The 14,309-nt window shown below is 56.5% G+C and carries 19 protein-coding genes and 1 pseudogene; 9 read left to right on the top strand and 11 right to left on the bottom strand.

The features are described 5' to 3' along the window. The 5 genes from J0M27_RS00305 to J0M27_RS00285 form a co-directional block, all read right to left on the bottom strand. Positions 1 to 822 carry an ABC transporter ATP-binding protein gene (locus J0M27_RS00305; RefSeq protein ID WP_294986327.1) on the bottom strand — a complete coding sequence of 274 codons (822 nt, stop codon included), beginning with the start codon at positions 820 to 822 and terminating at the stop codon, positions 1 to 3. Continuing rightward, positions 822 to 1,568: an ABC transporter permease gene (locus J0M27_RS00300; RefSeq protein ID WP_294986325.1), complete on the bottom strand. Its 747-nt coding sequence runs from the start codon at positions 1,566 to 1,568 to the stop codon at positions 822 to 824. The genes J0M27_RS00305 and J0M27_RS00300 overlap by 1 nt, the downstream gene beginning before the upstream one ends. 232 nt (positions 1,569 to 1,800) lie before the next feature. After that, entirely contained in the window at positions 1,801 to 2,409 is a 609-nt protein-coding gene (locus J0M27_RS00295) for a thiamine pyrophosphate-dependent enzyme (RefSeq protein ID WP_294986323.1), read from the bottom strand. A gap of 33 nt (positions 2,410 to 2,442) precedes the next feature. After that, complete coding sequence (locus J0M27_RS00290; protein WP_294986321.1) at positions 2,443 to 3,000, bottom strand: thiamine pyrophosphate-binding protein; 558 nt, start codon at positions 2,998 to 3,000, stop codon at positions 2,443 to 2,445. A gap of 17 nt (positions 3,001 to 3,017) precedes the next feature. Then, positions 3,018 to 4,628 carry a choline dehydrogenase gene (locus J0M27_RS00285; protein WP_294986319.1) on the bottom strand — a complete coding sequence of 537 codons (1,611 nt, stop codon included), beginning with the start codon at positions 4,626 to 4,628 and terminating at the stop codon, positions 3,018 to 3,020. A 164-nt stretch (positions 4,629 to 4,792) separates the two neighbouring features. Here J0M27_RS00285 and J0M27_RS00280 point away from each other — a divergent pair, with 164 nt between their 5' ends. Beyond that, positions 4,793 to 5,596: an IclR family transcriptional regulator gene (locus J0M27_RS00280; RefSeq protein WP_294986318.1), complete on the top strand. Its 804-nt coding sequence runs from the start codon at positions 4,793 to 4,795 to the stop codon at positions 5,594 to 5,596. 606 nt (positions 5,597 to 6,202) lie between these two features. Here J0M27_RS00280 and J0M27_RS00275 read toward each other — a convergent pair. Then, positions 6,203 to 7,165 (bottom strand): annotated as a pseudogene (locus J0M27_RS00275) (LysR family transcriptional regulator). Between the two features lie 113 nt (positions 7,166 to 7,278). Here J0M27_RS00275 and rnk point away from each other — a divergent pair. The 7 genes from rnk (at position 7,279) to J0M27_RS00240 (ending at position 10,615) form a co-directional block, all read left to right on the top strand. Beyond that, positions 7,279 to 7,725: a nucleoside diphosphate kinase regulator gene (gene rnk, locus J0M27_RS00270; protein ID WP_294986317.1), complete on the top strand. Its 447-nt coding sequence runs from the start codon at positions 7,279 to 7,281 to the stop codon at positions 7,723 to 7,725. Between the two features lie 8 nt (positions 7,726 to 7,733). Next, entirely contained in the window at positions 7,734 to 8,075 is a 342-nt protein-coding gene (locus J0M27_RS21315; protein ID WP_365961860.1) for a helix-turn-helix domain-containing protein, read from the top strand. Then, positions 8,041 to 8,274 carry a DUF2934 domain-containing protein gene (locus J0M27_RS00260; RefSeq protein WP_294986315.1) on the top strand — a complete coding sequence of 78 codons (234 nt, stop codon included), beginning with the start codon at positions 8,041 to 8,043 and terminating at the stop codon, positions 8,272 to 8,274. Before J0M27_RS21315 ends, J0M27_RS00260 begins: the two co-directional genes overlap by 35 nt. Before the next feature lie 91 nt (positions 8,275 to 8,365). Then, a complete protein-coding gene (locus J0M27_RS00255) occupies positions 8,366 to 8,575 on the top strand; it encodes a hypothetical protein (RefSeq protein ID WP_294986314.1) in 210 nt (69 codons plus the stop codon). A gap of 71 nt (positions 8,576 to 8,646) precedes the next feature. Next, positions 8,647 to 8,874: a YdcH family protein gene (locus J0M27_RS00250; RefSeq protein ID WP_294986312.1), complete on the top strand. Its 228-nt coding sequence runs from the start codon at positions 8,647 to 8,649 to the stop codon at positions 8,872 to 8,874. A gap of 68 nt (positions 8,875 to 8,942) precedes the next feature. Continuing rightward, positions 8,943 to 9,185: a hypothetical protein gene (locus tag J0M27_RS00245; protein ID WP_294986310.1), complete on the top strand. Its 243-nt coding sequence runs from the start codon at positions 8,943 to 8,945 to the stop codon at positions 9,183 to 9,185. 110 nt (positions 9,186 to 9,295) lie between these two features. Next, positions 9,296 to 10,615: a hemolysin family protein gene (locus tag J0M27_RS00240; protein ID WP_294986309.1), complete on the top strand. Its 1,320-nt coding sequence runs from the start codon at positions 9,296 to 9,298 to the stop codon at positions 10,613 to 10,615. Here J0M27_RS00240 and J0M27_RS00235 read toward each other — a convergent pair. The 4 genes from J0M27_RS00235 to J0M27_RS00220 form a co-directional block, all read right to left on the bottom strand. Continuing rightward, positions 10,607 to 10,777 (bottom strand): hypothetical protein, encoded by a 171-nt coding sequence (locus J0M27_RS00235; RefSeq protein ID WP_294986307.1) that lies wholly within the window; start codon positions 10,775 to 10,777, stop codon positions 10,607 to 10,609. The two genes, J0M27_RS00240 and J0M27_RS00235, sit on opposite strands and share 9 nt — an antisense overlap. 176 nt (positions 10,778 to 10,953) lie before the next feature. Continuing rightward, complete coding sequence (locus tag J0M27_RS00230) at positions 10,954 to 11,427, bottom strand: redoxin family protein (RefSeq protein ID WP_294986305.1); 474 nt, start codon at positions 11,425 to 11,427, stop codon at positions 10,954 to 10,956. A gap of 3 nt (positions 11,428 to 11,430) precedes the next feature. Next, positions 11,431 to 11,910, bottom strand: coding sequence for a cytochrome P460 family protein (locus tag J0M27_RS00225; RefSeq protein ID WP_294986303.1), 480 nt, complete (start codon positions 11,908 to 11,910; stop codon positions 11,431 to 11,433). 9 nt (positions 11,911 to 11,919) lie between these two features. Then, on the bottom strand, positions 11,920 to 12,153 hold the full coding sequence (locus J0M27_RS00220) for a thioredoxin family protein (protein WP_294986301.1): 234 nt from the start codon (positions 12,151 to 12,153) through the stop codon (positions 11,920 to 11,922). Positions 12,154 to 12,263: 110 nt separating this feature from the next. Between J0M27_RS00220 and J0M27_RS00215 the strand changes: the two genes are divergently transcribed. Next, positions 12,264 to 12,827 carry a MarR family winged helix-turn-helix transcriptional regulator gene (locus J0M27_RS00215; protein WP_294986299.1) on the top strand — a complete coding sequence of 188 codons (564 nt, stop codon included), beginning with the start codon at positions 12,264 to 12,266 and terminating at the stop codon, positions 12,825 to 12,827. 165 nt (positions 12,828 to 12,992) lie between these two features. Here the strand turns inward: J0M27_RS00215 and glyA are convergent, their stop codons facing one another. Next, a complete protein-coding gene (glyA, locus tag J0M27_RS00210) occupies positions 12,993 to 14,288 on the bottom strand; it encodes a serine hydroxymethyltransferase (RefSeq protein ID WP_294986571.1) in 1,296 nt (431 codons plus the stop codon). Positions 14,289 to 14,309 lie beyond the last annotated feature (21 nt).

Raw genomic sequence — 14,309 nt, 5'->3', positions numbered from 1 at the left:
TTACTGTTCCTCTGCTGCAAGTTCCTGCTGCTTCGCGTATTGCTGCATGCTCAGCTCCTCCAGTTCGAGGCGTAGCTTCTGAAATTCCGGGGTTGCCGTGAGTTCCGGCGTTCTCGGATAGGGAAATGGCACATCAACGACCCGAAGGATTTGCGACGGGCGTGCAGAAATGATCAGGATTCGATTGGACAGAAAGATCGCTTCTTCGACTGAATGGGTAATCAGAAGTACCGTCTTTTGTTCCTCGGTCAGCACTTCCATCAACTGCAACTGCAATGCCAGCCGAGTCTGTGCATCCAATGCACCGAAGGGTTCATCCATCAGCAGGATGTTGGGATTCACTGCATAAGCTCGGGCAAGAGCGAGGCGCTGGCGCATACCCCCCGAAAGATGCTTTGGATAGGCATTCTCAAAGCCATTCAGGTGCATCAGTTTGAGGTAGTGGGATACGATTTCCTTGCTATTCGATCCAAGCCGCTTGTTACAGGACAGCGAAAGTCCAAACTCGATATTCTTTTGGACTGTCAGCCAGGGAAATACACCGTACTCCTGGAAGATCACGCCGCGATCACTACCCGGCCCTTTAATGGCTGCTCCGTCCAGGGTAATGCTCCCGGTGTCCGGCGTGACAAAGCCGGCCAGCATCTGGAGCATGGTGGTCTTGCCGCACCCCGAGGGACCAATGAGGGATACGAACTCACCTTCAGCGAGGTTGAAGGACACGTCCTCGACAACCTTCACGCTACCGTGATCCCCGTGATAGGTTTTCGAAACGTTCTTGAAGATGACGCGCTCTCGCGCTTCCTGCTGTTGAGTGTTCATCAGATTGACTCCTGCCACGTCAGAAGATGCGCTGTTGCGTAGCGCAGCAACTGATCCATGATGACTGCGACCGCGCCAATCATGATGATGCCGACGAAGATCACGGGAACTTGAAAGAAGTTTTGACCATTCACGATTACCGCGCCCAAACCACGCTCGGCAGCGACAAGTTCTGCGGCAACCAGCGTCGTCCAGCACACGCCTGTCGATACACGAAATGCCGTCAAGACATGAGGTAAGGCCGCCGGAACGACGATTCGCTTGAAGATTTCGAAATCAGTCGCACCCAGAGCCTTCGAGACCCGGATGTAAATTGGCGGAATCATCTTTATGCCTTCGTAAATTACAATCACGCTGCTGAAAAACGCGGCGTAAATGAGTACAGAGAGTCGGGCGAGCTCACCAATGCCGAAATAGACAATGACCAGTGGTATCAGCGCGATCGGTGGCAAGGCCCTGAAGAAGTTGATGACTGGATCGATAAAGGCGCGAACGGATTTGTACCAACCGAGAATAAATCCGACTGGCAGCGCAATTGCCAATCCGCAAAACACGCCTACGACAACGCGCCGAGCCGAGAGGAGGATGTCAAGCCAGAGTTCCTTCTCTGTCATCTGCACAGTCAATACGTTGAGAACTTCCCAGGGTGCTGGCAACAGTCCTCGATCAAACAGGTTCAACCACCAGATCACTCCCCATACTGCGCCGAGCGTAGAAAATGACGCGATGCCGGCCAGCATTGACATGGTTGTGAACCCTCTCTGCTTCCTTAGTCTGTAGTGCGTTGGTGCAATGTCAACTGGCACGATGACCTCCTCTATATAACTGGCTTAATCAGTACTTGCTTAGTTACCTTAGCCCTCTTAAGCTATATAGCTTAAGAGGGCTATAGATACTCACCATGAAAAGTGCAATAGCTGGCATAGGTGTGCCCCCTAGCTCGTCGCTTGTGACGAGGGATACCTGACCTGGCTTCCGCTAGGATCGAATCTCGGCATCGCAACCGAGGTGGCGACGAATTCGGCGAATTTCGTCACCCATCCTGGAGAACCGCTCGTCAGTCATCTCGACGGCAGGATTCTCGATCCCGAGCGAAGGATTGTCGTATTCAACGACCAGTTCGACGAACGACGGTGCGGGCCCATTGAGCACCGATGGTAGCCGTGCCTCAAGATCTTCCAGATTTGTTATGCGCTGTGAGGAATCAAACCCGCACGCACTCGCCATGGCCGCCATATCGGCGCGCCTAGCTCCCGGAGTATCGAGATTTCCGAGGCCAGCAAACTGGATGCTGTTATTGAAGACGAAGTGGAAAAAATTCTTCGGTTTGGCGTGAGCTATCGACACGAGGCCACCGAGTTCCATCAGGAGGCTTGCATCGCCATCGAACACAAAGACCTTGCGCTCTGGCCGAGCCAAGGCGAGCCCAAGGCCAATGGAGGCGGCTCCACCCATCAAAGGAACACAAGCCATTGCCAGCGGATTGACGGGCAGCTTATCGAGCGCATTCATTGCACCCATGGTGCAGACAACAATTGCATCCCCGCGGTGCATATCAAGCAGCTTGCAGGCGTCAAGAGTTTTCATTGTTATGGCTTTCCTGGATTCGTTTGGAGGGGCTTACCAGCCAACAAAATGGCCGACGATCAACGCAGTGGGGCCGCTACGATCGCGTGAGGCTTGCCAGGCCGCTTCGATGTTGGGCAGGTCATCCGGCCCCTCAAGGCGCCAGGAGGGAACCCCCAGTGTTTCCAGCAGAGGCTCAAGAAGGAACACCACCCTGCGCTTAGAATCGCGCGGATCGCTTCCCAGATTGGAGAACTCTCTGCCAAACTGACCGATGACAAAGAACAGAGGAACCTTCGAATCCAGGCCCAGCGCTCGCAGGCTGTTGATGCCCGCGTACAACCCCTGGTTTTGGACGATCACCGCCACCTTCTTCCCGCCGGCGTACAGCCCGCCCGCAACTTCGATCGCCTGATCCTCGGTCGTGCAATGAACTACCCTCAGTCCAGACTCGCCGCCATCGAGGATTTGATGTAGCGCAATCTGAACCATGTCTGGAACGGTTGTCACGTATTCGATCCCGCACCGTTTGAAGGCGTCGATCATTGCTTGAGCTGGTACGGAATACTTCGAAAATTGCTTCATTGGGCTTTCTTTTTCAGGTGCGGACATGGTGACCTCAGAAATAGTCAGGCGCGACGTGCGCTTTCGAGTATGAAATCGGATGCTTTCTCCGCGATCATTACCGTGGGAATGTTGGTATTTCCCGAGACCAGCGTTGGCATGATCGAGCAGTCGACAACTCGCAGACCGTCAATGCCATGAACTCGCAGCGTTGAATCTACGACCGCCATCGGGTCGCTCGATGGCCCCATCTTCGCAGTGCCTGAGGGATGAAAGATCGTCGTGCCATGCTGACGACAATATTCAAGAACTTCGTCATCGGTCTTAACGTCTGGCCCGGGCCGAAACTCCCGCTTCATATGCTGATTCATCGGGGCAGCCCCGGCCACTTTTCTCGCAAACTTGACCGCTGCAACCGCAAATCGCTTGTCGGTGTCCGAGGACAGATAGTTCGGGTGAATCTCCATGGGTTCGAGCGGATCAGAGGACCGCAAGCGTAGCGTGCCGCGAGATTCAGGGCGAAGCTGACACACGGAATATGTACAACCAGAGAAGGGGTGCACCTGGCCGGCAGCGTGATCTGCCGACAGTGTCGCGAAATGAAATTGCGTGTCGGGCGTGGAGCTTTCTTCAGGAAGAGAACGGCAAAACATTCCACCCATGTTGATGCCGATAGCCAAAGGTCCGGATCGATTCCAAATCCACTGCATACCGATCTTGGCCTTGCCGAATAGCGAATTGAGCGTGTCGTTAAGAGTGATTGGCTGGCTCACCTCGTACATCAATCGAAACTGTAGGTGGTCCTGGAGGTTTTCGCCGACACCCGGGAGGTGCTGGCGAGAATTGATTCCCATCCTACGAAGGTGATCCGTATTTCCGATCCCGGCCAGCATCAATAGTTGCGGCGACTGAATGGCGCCGGCACTTAGGATGACCTCTCGATTCGCCTTGACTTCAACTGATTGACCGCGCTGGTTGTATTGCACCCCGGTCGCTCGCTTGCCTTCGAACACCAGGCGTGTCACTTGAGCATCGGTTTCTACCGTCAGATTTTTCCGGTTACGAGCTGGCTTCAGATAGGCGACCGCGGTCGAGCAGCGAAAACCCTTGCGCGTACTTAGCTGAAAATATCCAACTCCCTCCTGGCGGCCATCGTTAAAGTCTTTGACATGAGGAACTCCGCAAGTACGCGCCGCTGCTATGAATGCATCAACCAACGTGTCGCCACCAGAAATGGTTGTCGCCCACATCGGCCCATTGACGCCCCTCGTTTTTGATTCACCAAGATCGTTGTGCTCGAGCCGCTTGAAGTACGGCAGACACTCATCCCAACTCCATCCGGGATTGCCCATCGATGACCACAGATCGTAGTCATACTTCTGGCCACGGATGTAGATGAGCCCGTTGATCGAGCTCGATCCGCCAAGTACACGGCCCCTTGGCCAATAAACTTGACGATTGTTCAGGTTCGGATCTGGCTCGGTTTGAAATCCCCAGTTATAGACCTTGTGAAACATGGTCTTACCGTACCCAATGGGGATGTGTATCCACGGATACCGGTCATCCGGACCTGCCTCAAGCAAGCACACAGAATACTTTCCGTCTTCACTCAAGCGGCTCGCTAGCGTACAGCCGGCCGAGCCAGCACCTACGATCACGTAATCGAAACTGCGCATCCAGCGGTCTCCTCGTTCCTTTAGTAGTGTTGGTTTGCAGCTCAGAATTGCTAACCAACCGCATATGTGCATTAATAGGCATGCACTGATGGGAGCTCAAGGGATTTTCTGGTATTTGCTGGAATGTGGACCGAAAGCTATATTGTCGTCTCAATAGTAGAGCCATGAAGAATAGCCACATCATCAGCACTGATAACACGGCGAAAGAGAGCGAGGCGAGGGCGCTTCGAGCATTGTTGGTGCTTGAGCTGGTTTCGTCATCCACCCAGCCCGTGACACCATCTCAGATTGGAATGCGCCTGCAAATTCCCAAGGCGACGCTGGCACGGATGGTCGACGCATTGGTGGAGAGCAATCACCTGACGCGACTTGTCGGTGAGCGCGGCCTGATACCGGGCCCCCGCTTGGCTCAATTGGCCCTACAGACAATCGGCAACAATGCTTTCAAGCGAACTTGCCGAGCAGTTCTTCGCTCCCTGGTTCAGTCAATTGGTGAAACGTGCAACCTGACTGCATTGGATGGTGATCAGGTTATTCACGTTGAACGCGTTGAAACATCGGAGCCATTGCGTCTGAACATTGTGCCGGGTTCACGTCACCCATTGCATTGCACCGCTGGCGGAAAGCTCTTTCTTGCGCAAATGAACCTTGTCGAAAGACGTGAGCTGCTGGATCGACTCGTTCTTACCAAGATGACGTCCCAGACCATTACCGATCGGAAAACGCTCGACAGAGAACTCGATCGACTGCGGGATAAGATGGTCGGCGAGGACAAGGAAGAGTTCGTTCGAGGGATGGTCGGTGTCGCCGTTCCGGTGATAAATCCAGACAAGAAAATGGTGGCGGCACTGGTTTGCCATACCGCCACGGCGCGCAAGGGTCTGGTGGAGTTGATGGAGTTTCTCCCGAAGATGCGATTGGCATCGAATCAGTTGTCTGGACTTTTCGTGGCCAACCAGACAACCTAGATTAAATGCCGCGCCGGTGCAGCTTGAGTTAAGCCACTGGATCAGAAATTTGCGAACGACAGGTCTGGCCGACGTTCTGAAGTAAGTGATCAGGCAGGTTTCAGAGCGAACCAGCCACTTGGATGACGGCTTAGGGGAAAGGGCGAGGGTCCGCAGTTGGCCGAAGGCGGAAGTCGATCCTGATGTAGCCAACGGCTGCAAAGGCCAACGATCTGCCTGTCACCGTAACTTGGCCAACGACAGAAGGTCGGCCTGAACGGCCATTGGGCGCTTGCTGCTTTAGGGGCAGCAACAATGCGTATTGCCGCCGTTCATCAAATCACCGGCAAAGAATTCTGGGTGACCAATCTGAGCGGCAGCTTATCGAAAATCGCTACTCACCCTAAGTGCCCATACCGGGCATTGGTCTTAACGACCTCGCTGCCCAAAAGCGCCCCTGAGCCGCCGGTAAAAAATTGGGAGCGGCCATTCGCCGAAAATTCTGAACCACCGGAAGCTGCCGTTCATTGTGGCGACACAATATTTCTGTCTGGAAAACGACAATGTGGGTTGCTACCGTTGGCCTCGAGGGGATGCACTTCGGCACCCTGCCAGAAAAACGGTACGTCATCTGCGCTCCGGCGCTACTGTTCGCGAGGCCGCTCCAGTCGCTATTGCCGCGGTCACGTTGTCGCGGTCCCAATAGGGCTCGGTACCGATGCGAGCAATCAGGAAGTCGATGAAGGCGCGCACCTTCGCAGGCAAGTGCCGGGACGGCAGATACATCGCATAGACGTGGCGCTCGACCGGGATGTACTCCGAGCACCGCCTGCAACTTCCCAGCCTGCAAGTCCTTGCCAATAATAAACGTCGGTAGTAGCGCCACGCCCAGACCACCCAAGACTGCCTGCGACAAGGCCTCGTCGTCATCGACATGCAGCGAACCTGAAACCGGTACGTCGATTTCTCCCTTTGGTCCAATGAACCGCCACAAGCCGTGCTCTCCGGAACGGGTGTAGTCTAGGCAGTTGTGATGCACCAGATCGGCGGGGATGAGCGGCAGGCCGATTTTTCAAAATACGCCGGCGTACCGCACAAATTGCGCCGCACGGGTGCGAGCTTTCTCGCCATCGGGGTCAGCGGCGGATCGGCCGTGACGCGAATAGCCATGTCGTACCCCTCCTCGGCCAGATCGATCAGGCGGTCGGTGATGGTGAGCTCCATCTTCAATCTCGGGTACGCGGTGAGGAAATCGGCCAGCGCCGGGGCGACGTGCAACGTGCCGAAGGCCACCGAGGCGCTGACGCGAAGAGTGCCGCGGGGCTCGTCGTTGATGCTGCCGACGACCTGCTCGAGTTGATCCGCCTCTTCCAGGATCCGCCCCGAATGGGCTGCCACGACCTGGCCGATCTCGGTCAGACTCAAGTGCCGCGTGGTGCGATTGAGCAGGCGGGCTCCCAGGGCGATTTCCAGTTTGGCGACTGCCTTGCTGACCGCTGAACGGGAAGTGCTCAGGCGACGTGCGGCTTCAGCAAAACTGCCCGCCTCGGCTACGCGGGCAAATACCGCCAACAAATTCAGATCAAACATGAAGCCGCGCCTTATCCGACTGGTCTTGCGTTCAATTGTATCCCTGGCGGATACATTTTGATTCCGATCCTGGGACTAATCAAGCCACGGTCTGTTGGCTAACATGCACCATTATGAAACACGTCAATGCATCTGCCGATTTCCGCCATGACTCGCCCCCACAGAGGCCAGAGGATTTGGTCGTATCCCTGAGCGATTACGTCCGCTTGCGCGAACTCGTCGAAGATCACGCCTTGGCCGAAGAGCTGGAGCGGGCAATTGTTGTTCCATCGGATCGTATCCCGAAGGATGTGGTCACGATGAACTCCCGCCTGATCTACTCCGACGAAAGTACCGGAATGACGCGCGAAGTCGAGTTGGTTTACCCCGACGAGGCCGATCACGTGACGGGCCGGGTTTCGGTATTGGCCCCTGTCGGTTGCGCGCTCCTCGGCCTGAGTGCCGGGCAGTCGATTGACTGGAATTTGCCGGGCGGCAAGGTTCATCGCCTGCGGGTCGAGCGTGTCCTGTTTCAGCCCCAGCCCATCGGCCCAGACACCGCGGCCGCCAGAACCCTATAGCAAGCCGCATGGCCATGCACCTCCCCTGGATCAACGCGCTGACACGTCACACCAATTGCCTGCTTACCCAACAACCGGGACAGGTTTTTCACGCCATAAGCCGAGAATTCGAGTCGACCCTGATCCGTTGCGCCCTCGCCGCCACGGGGGGAAGCCGCATGGATGCCGCCCGCTTGCTGGGTATCGGCCGCAACACGATCACGCGCAAGATTCATGCATTCGGGCTCGATGACATCAATGCCCAGTCCGGCCAAATGCTGAAATCGCAGCCCCGCTCACAACCAAAAAATAACAAACCACACCGAGGAGAATCCGATGGCGAAATCACGAAACATCACTTCACCCTTTAAAGCGTCCCCCGCTTCGGCAGAAAAGAATAGCGACAGACTGCATCCGGTCACACCGGAGCAACGCTACCACTATGTCGAGGTCGCCGCTTACTACATCGCTGAAAAACGAGGTTTCGATGCCGGGTCTACCGAAGAAGACTGGGCGCAGGCGGAACTGGAAATAGATCGCTTGCTGGCTGAGGGACAGATCAATCACTGAATAGGGTCGTAGGCGCAATCCATTTCCTCGCTGTCTGACAAATTCAAACTTTGGAGTCGTCAATCTGGACAGAAGCAACGGGAGGAACAACTTGAACTCGATTTCACCCGATTCGGTATTGAAATTGTTCCGTCAAAACGCCTTCCTTGACCTCCGCAAGCTGGCCTTCCAGCTGGGTGTTGATACCGCCAATTCGATGCTCGCAGCGGTCATCGGCAATCTGCAGCGAAATGGAAAAATTCGCCGCATTGGCGGAAAAGGTCGTCACACCCTGTTCGTGCTGGCCACGTTTGAGGGATGAAGTCATGACCAGGCTTTTTAAGAGCGGATCACTGACAGTATTGGGTTTCCAGACTACCAAGGAGGACAGCAATGTTTCCGGAATATCGTGAGTTAATTTCCCAACTCAAGGCGAATGACCGTCACTTTGACAGCCTGTTCAGCAAGCACCATGAACTGGATCAGAAGATCCAGCTCATGGAGGCCTATGTCGAGCCGGCAAGCCATGAAGATATCGAGACTATGAAAAAGCAAAAATTGCGGCTCAAGGACGAGATGTACGACTTTCTCAGAAAAGCTAGCGCAACCCAATCGGCATGAATACCTCATGTGATGTAAAACCCGCCTCCCTCATACGGAGGCCAACGCATGGCAGTCTTAATTCAAAAATGCTTCCCAAGGATCTTGTCGCCTTCATCGAAAACGGCATCGTCGAGAAGATGACCATCAGCCGGTCATCCCCCGTTGCCGCTTGGTCGATTTCTGCCTATGGACGGACCTTGCCAGCCGATGCCATCGCCATGGTCGAACTCAACACCGAAGGCTGCCAGCGGTTATGGGCCGATCTCGATGCCGCCTACAGCTTCATTCGCAAATGTGGCTTCCGCGACCAAGTGCTGATCGAGGGCTGACTGTCCAAGGCGTGGGAGGCGTCTCGTTTTTTCCGGCCTGGGCGGCCCGGCAGTGATGCCGCGGGATTCGATGAGATATTCTCTGGATCCTCCCCGGAGAATGTGACTCGATGAACGCCCTCGCGATATTGGTGTTACTGATCTTGATCTGCGGCTTTTTTGCTTTGGCAGAAATGGCCCTGGCTGCATCGAGACGGTCCCGCCTGCAACTTCTGGTCGATGCCGGCAGCCACGCTGCGGCACGGGCGTTGCGCATCAAGGAAACACCCTCGCGCTTCATTGCCGCCACGCAAACCGGACTGACCACGGCGAGCCTGTTGGCGGGCATCTTCGGCGAAAATGCCCTGGCCGCGCACATCGAGAATTTCATCGCAGCGTCACTACCGCTGCTGACGGCGGTGCGCAGCGAGATCGCTTTGACGACTACCGTCATCGTGGTCACAGCCTTCGCCATCGTCTTTGGCGAAATCGTGCCCAAGCGCATCGCCCTCGCCTATCCGGAACAGGTGGCCAGCCTGGTTGCCCCCTTCATGCAGTTGTTCATCCGCGCCTTGTCGCCGGCTATCCGCTTGCTGTCATGGTCTGCCGATCTTGTGTTGAAGGTACTACCAGTGCGTTCCGCACCCGAGATGGCCAGGGTTGAGGACATCCTCGCCGCAGTGGATGAAGGCATCCGGTCGGGCGCCATCGCGCCGGAAGAGAGTCATCTGCTGGGCAATGTGTTTTTGCTCGAAGGCCGTCATGTAGCCGCCGTCATGACACCACTGAAGGATGTCGCCTTCATCGACCTTGACCGCTCACACAATGAGAACCTGCATGTCCTGCGCGAAGCGCCGCATGGCCGCTATCCGATTTGTAGAAGCAGTTTGCAGAAAGTGGTCGGTTTGGCGGAAAGCCGTACGCTCCTCCAGGCTTCGCTCGCCGGTGAGTTGAAGAATTTTGACGACCTGCCGATCACACCACCACTTTACGTCCCGGCCAGTCTGACCTTGTTGGAGCTATTGCGGACGTTTCGTGAGCGTAACGCTGACTTCGCCCTGGTCGTCAATGAATTCGGCCTGACTGAAGGCGTGGTCACCATCAGCGATCTGTTTCAGACCATGGCGGGCAACATGATGCCCGGCGCCGATGATCCGGAACAATCACTCGCCGTGCAACGGGAAGATGGTTCATGGCTGCTCGATGGGCTGCTCCCCATAGACCAGCTACAGAACAAACTCGAAATCCCGGGACTCGGCGAAGATGCCAATGGCCTGTATCACACGGTCGGCGGCTTTGTGGTGACGCACATGGGCAAAATCCCCAAGCGCGCAGAAAAATTTCGCTATGGCGAATGGCAGTTCGAGGTCGTGGATATGGATCACAACCGGGTCGACGAGGTATTGGCCGTCAAACTGGAACCAGAGGTCCGGAGTGTCTTGTCATTGTGAAATGTTCTCTTGGGGATAAGCCCTTTGGATCATCTGGTTCAAATCATTCTCCTGCTGTCTGTAAGCGTGGCGGTAATGGCCACGTTTCAGCGGCTTCATATCCCCTCCAGCCTCGGTTACCTGCTGGTTGGCCTGATCCTTGGCCAGGTTCAACGGCAGCATTGACCGAGGCGCGGAAACTGACTATCCAGCAGGTTACGAACTTGGGCCTGTCGTTACACCGGATAGAATCTGATCTAGTGGCGGGCCGGACCCGGCCATTGAGACAGAACGGTACCATGCTAACTGCAGGTAACTGATCTGAAACCGGCCTTTTGAATCATCCGGCCAGCCGACAGTCACTCGGCAAGCAGTTGTCCGAGCATCATCCCCAATCTCAGGTCATCCATGCGCCCCAATTCGTGCAGGCGCAGCTTGCCCGCGCGGTCGATGAGGATCAGTGTAGGCGTGCCCTGCATCCCGTAGCGGCGCATGGTAGCTGGGATTGAGATGCCCGCTACCGCGACATCCACGCCCACCGGATGGGTTACGCGGTATTCATGCAAAAAAGCTTCGAGCGCCACCGGCATCATCGCCGCGTGGTGCTCGAAAACGGTATGCAAGCCGATGACCGATACGCCGTGTTCAGCATATTCCTGATGCACCCGTTCTGCCTGCGGCACGGCGTGACTTACGCAACCCGGGCACAGCATCTGGAAGGCGTGCAGCAGAACCACCCGCCCTCGCAGCTGCGACAGTTCCAGCGGCGCCCGAGTGTTCAACCAGACATCAACCTGCCACTCGAGGGCCATTGGCGCTTCCATCGGCATCATGCCTTAATCCCGCAAGCGACTGAACACGTAGTCCTGGCCCTTTTGCGGCTCGTGGCAAGCAAAACAGGCGCTGGCCGCGTTGTCACGCACGACGCGGTTGGTCTTGTCGCCGCCGCCGAAGCCCTCGAAGCCCCAGCCGCCTGTCGCGGTGAACTTCTTCGCGTCCTTGTGCATCACGCCGACGACCTTGCGCGCGCCCTCGATGACGGCATTGTCGGCCGATTTCGCTTCCAAAAGATCGAACACGATGATCGCGCCATCCGGGAACTTGCCGGACTTGTAGCCCGCCACTGCTTTCGGGTTGGCGTAGAGGTGATGGACGCCGCCGAAGGCCTCGTACAGCGGATGGCCTTTGCCGATGACCATGCTCTTGACGTGATGCCAGTTGCGATAGCCTGCCGGGTATGGCACCTGGAGGTCGGCCGCGATAGCCGGCAGAACAAGGGCCATCGAAGCGAGTACAGGCAGAAAATGTTTCAGCATGGAAATCTCCTATTTCAGATCGGCCAGCGCAGCGCCAAAGTTGATGTGGAACGGCTGCCCGTCGATGACCAGCGCGGGTACCGACTTCACGCCGTAGCACTCGGCCTGAGCGATACGGTCCTTTTGCTCGCCCAGATGGACAACTTCTACCGCGTACCTCGTCGGATCGAGTGCCTGGATGAACTGCTGCTCGGCAGATATACACACCGGGCAACCGCCATGGAAAAGCAAGGCTTCGCTCATGATTGACCCCTTAGGATTGACTTAGTTATGCATCGACTCGATGCATAACTAAGTTTAGAGTCGCTACATCATGCTTGTCAAGAGGTGCGTCGAGGCGATACATTTCAACCATGAGCCAAATTTCTCTCCTGCTCGAACGTCTAGGGGCACTCATTCAGCAGTCCGTTCGCGACGCTGCCGCGCGGCAGGGGCTGCTGCCGATCCACATACAGGTGTTGCACTACCTCATGCGGGCGAATCGGTACAGTGATCTGCCCATCGCCATTGCGGAATATTTCGGCATCACCCGCGGGACGGTGTCGCAGACGCTCGCTGTGCTGGAACGCAAGGGATTGCTGACCAAGGAACCGGACGCCCAACACGGCAAGCGCGTGCACCTAAAACTGACCTCCGCAGGCGAGTCTGTACTAAGCGAGAGTTGGGTCGAGCACGTTGAGCAGGCACTCTTCGAGCGACCTGTTGACGCGGATGCACTCGAAAGTACGCTGCGCAACCTGCTCTCGGCCATGCAGCGCGTGAACGGGCAGCGTGCCTTCGGCATATGTCGGCAGTGCGATCACTTTTTGACCGAGGAAAGCGGAGCACGCTGCGGTCTGACTCACGAACCCCTCGCCACCGAGCAAACCATTCGCATCTGTCGCGAATGGACAGCAATTACAGCGGAGTGCATTTGATTCGATGCGTGGGATATCACTCGACGGTCTAATGATGCCATAGGCATCGAAGAGGCGAGCAACTTCGATAGGGTCAAGGCTGATTATCGCGGTACACAATCATCAATGTTTTGCCTGGTTCGAAGCATGGGGGGAGGCGGCATTGAGGACGGCACCCCATAAGCTTCAGTACGGCAATGGAAACCGTTGGCAGAGACTTTCTACCTGATCCATCGCAGTTTGTAAGACCAGTTCGTTGGGGTGCGCTGGATTTTCCGAAACAGCTTGAAGCATGCACATGATCATCGAACCGATGGCACGGAATTCGGCAGTGCTGAATCCACGACTTGTCCCGGATGGGCTCCCGACGCGGATGCCTGAAGTGACCATAGGTTTTTCAGGGTCATTAGGAATGGCATTCTTGTTGAGCGTGATGCCGACACGTTCGAGAGCTTTCTCTGCAACGTTACCGGTGAGTTTGAACGGGCGGAGGTCAGCCACCAACAAGTGAGTATCCGTGCCGCCGGTGACAATCGGCAGTCCGTCTGCGGCGAGGGTTTCGGCCAGCGCTTGGGCATTTTCGACAACACGGGCGGCGTAGGATCGAAAGGAAGGCTGCAAGGCCTCGCCGAAGGCGACGGCCTTGGCGCCAATCACATGCATGAGCGGCCCGCCTTGCAGTCCAGGGAAAATGGCCGAATTGATGGCCTTGCCGAGTTCGGGGTCGTTGCTGAGGATGAGTCCGCCGCGAGGGCCACGGAGCGTCTTGTGCGTGGTTGACGTCACGACATGGGCGTGGGGGAACGGCGACGGATGGGCACCACCTGCGACCAAGCCTGCGAAGTGCGCCATATCGACCATCAGTAGCGCGCCGACCGCGTCGGCGATACGCCGAAATTCGGCGAAATCGAGTATCCGCGAGTATGCCGAGCCGCCGGCGATGATGAGCTTGGGGTGATGTTCGCGCGCGAGTCGTTCCACCTCCTTCATGTCGACACGATGGTCGTCCGGCCGCACGCCGTAGGCGATGGCGTGAAACCATTTGCCCGAGATGTTCATTGGGGCACCATGCGTCAAATGCCCGCCGGCCGCCAATCCCAAGCCCAGGATAGTGTCGCCCGGCTTCAGCAGGGCGAGATAGACCGCCTGATTGGCCTGACTGCCCGAGTGGGGCTGCACGTTGGCATAGGTACAGCCGAACAGCGCCTTGGCGCGTTCGATGGCCAGTATTTCAATCGCATCAACATGCGTGCAACCGCCGTAGTAGCGTCGGCCGGGATACCCCTCGGCATATTTGTTGGTTAGTACCGATCCCTGCATTTCGAGCACCGCACGGCTTACGAAATTCTCCGAGGCAATCAACTCGATCGAGTGCCGCTGCCGCTCGTGCTCGCGCAGGACGTGACATGCCACGTCCGGATCAGCCTCGGTCAGCGGCCCTGATGCATGGGCGCGGAATGTATTTGCCGCTGGTGGGGCCATGGAATGCTGGATGTCGGCTTG

This window comes from Sulfuritalea sp., assembly GCF_017302275.1.
Taxonomy (GTDB): domain Bacteria; phylum Pseudomonadota; class Gammaproteobacteria; order Burkholderiales; family Rhodocyclaceae; genus Sulfuritalea.
The sequence above is the reverse complement of the archived record's forward strand: the minus strand, read 5'-3'. Positions and strand labels throughout refer to the sequence as shown.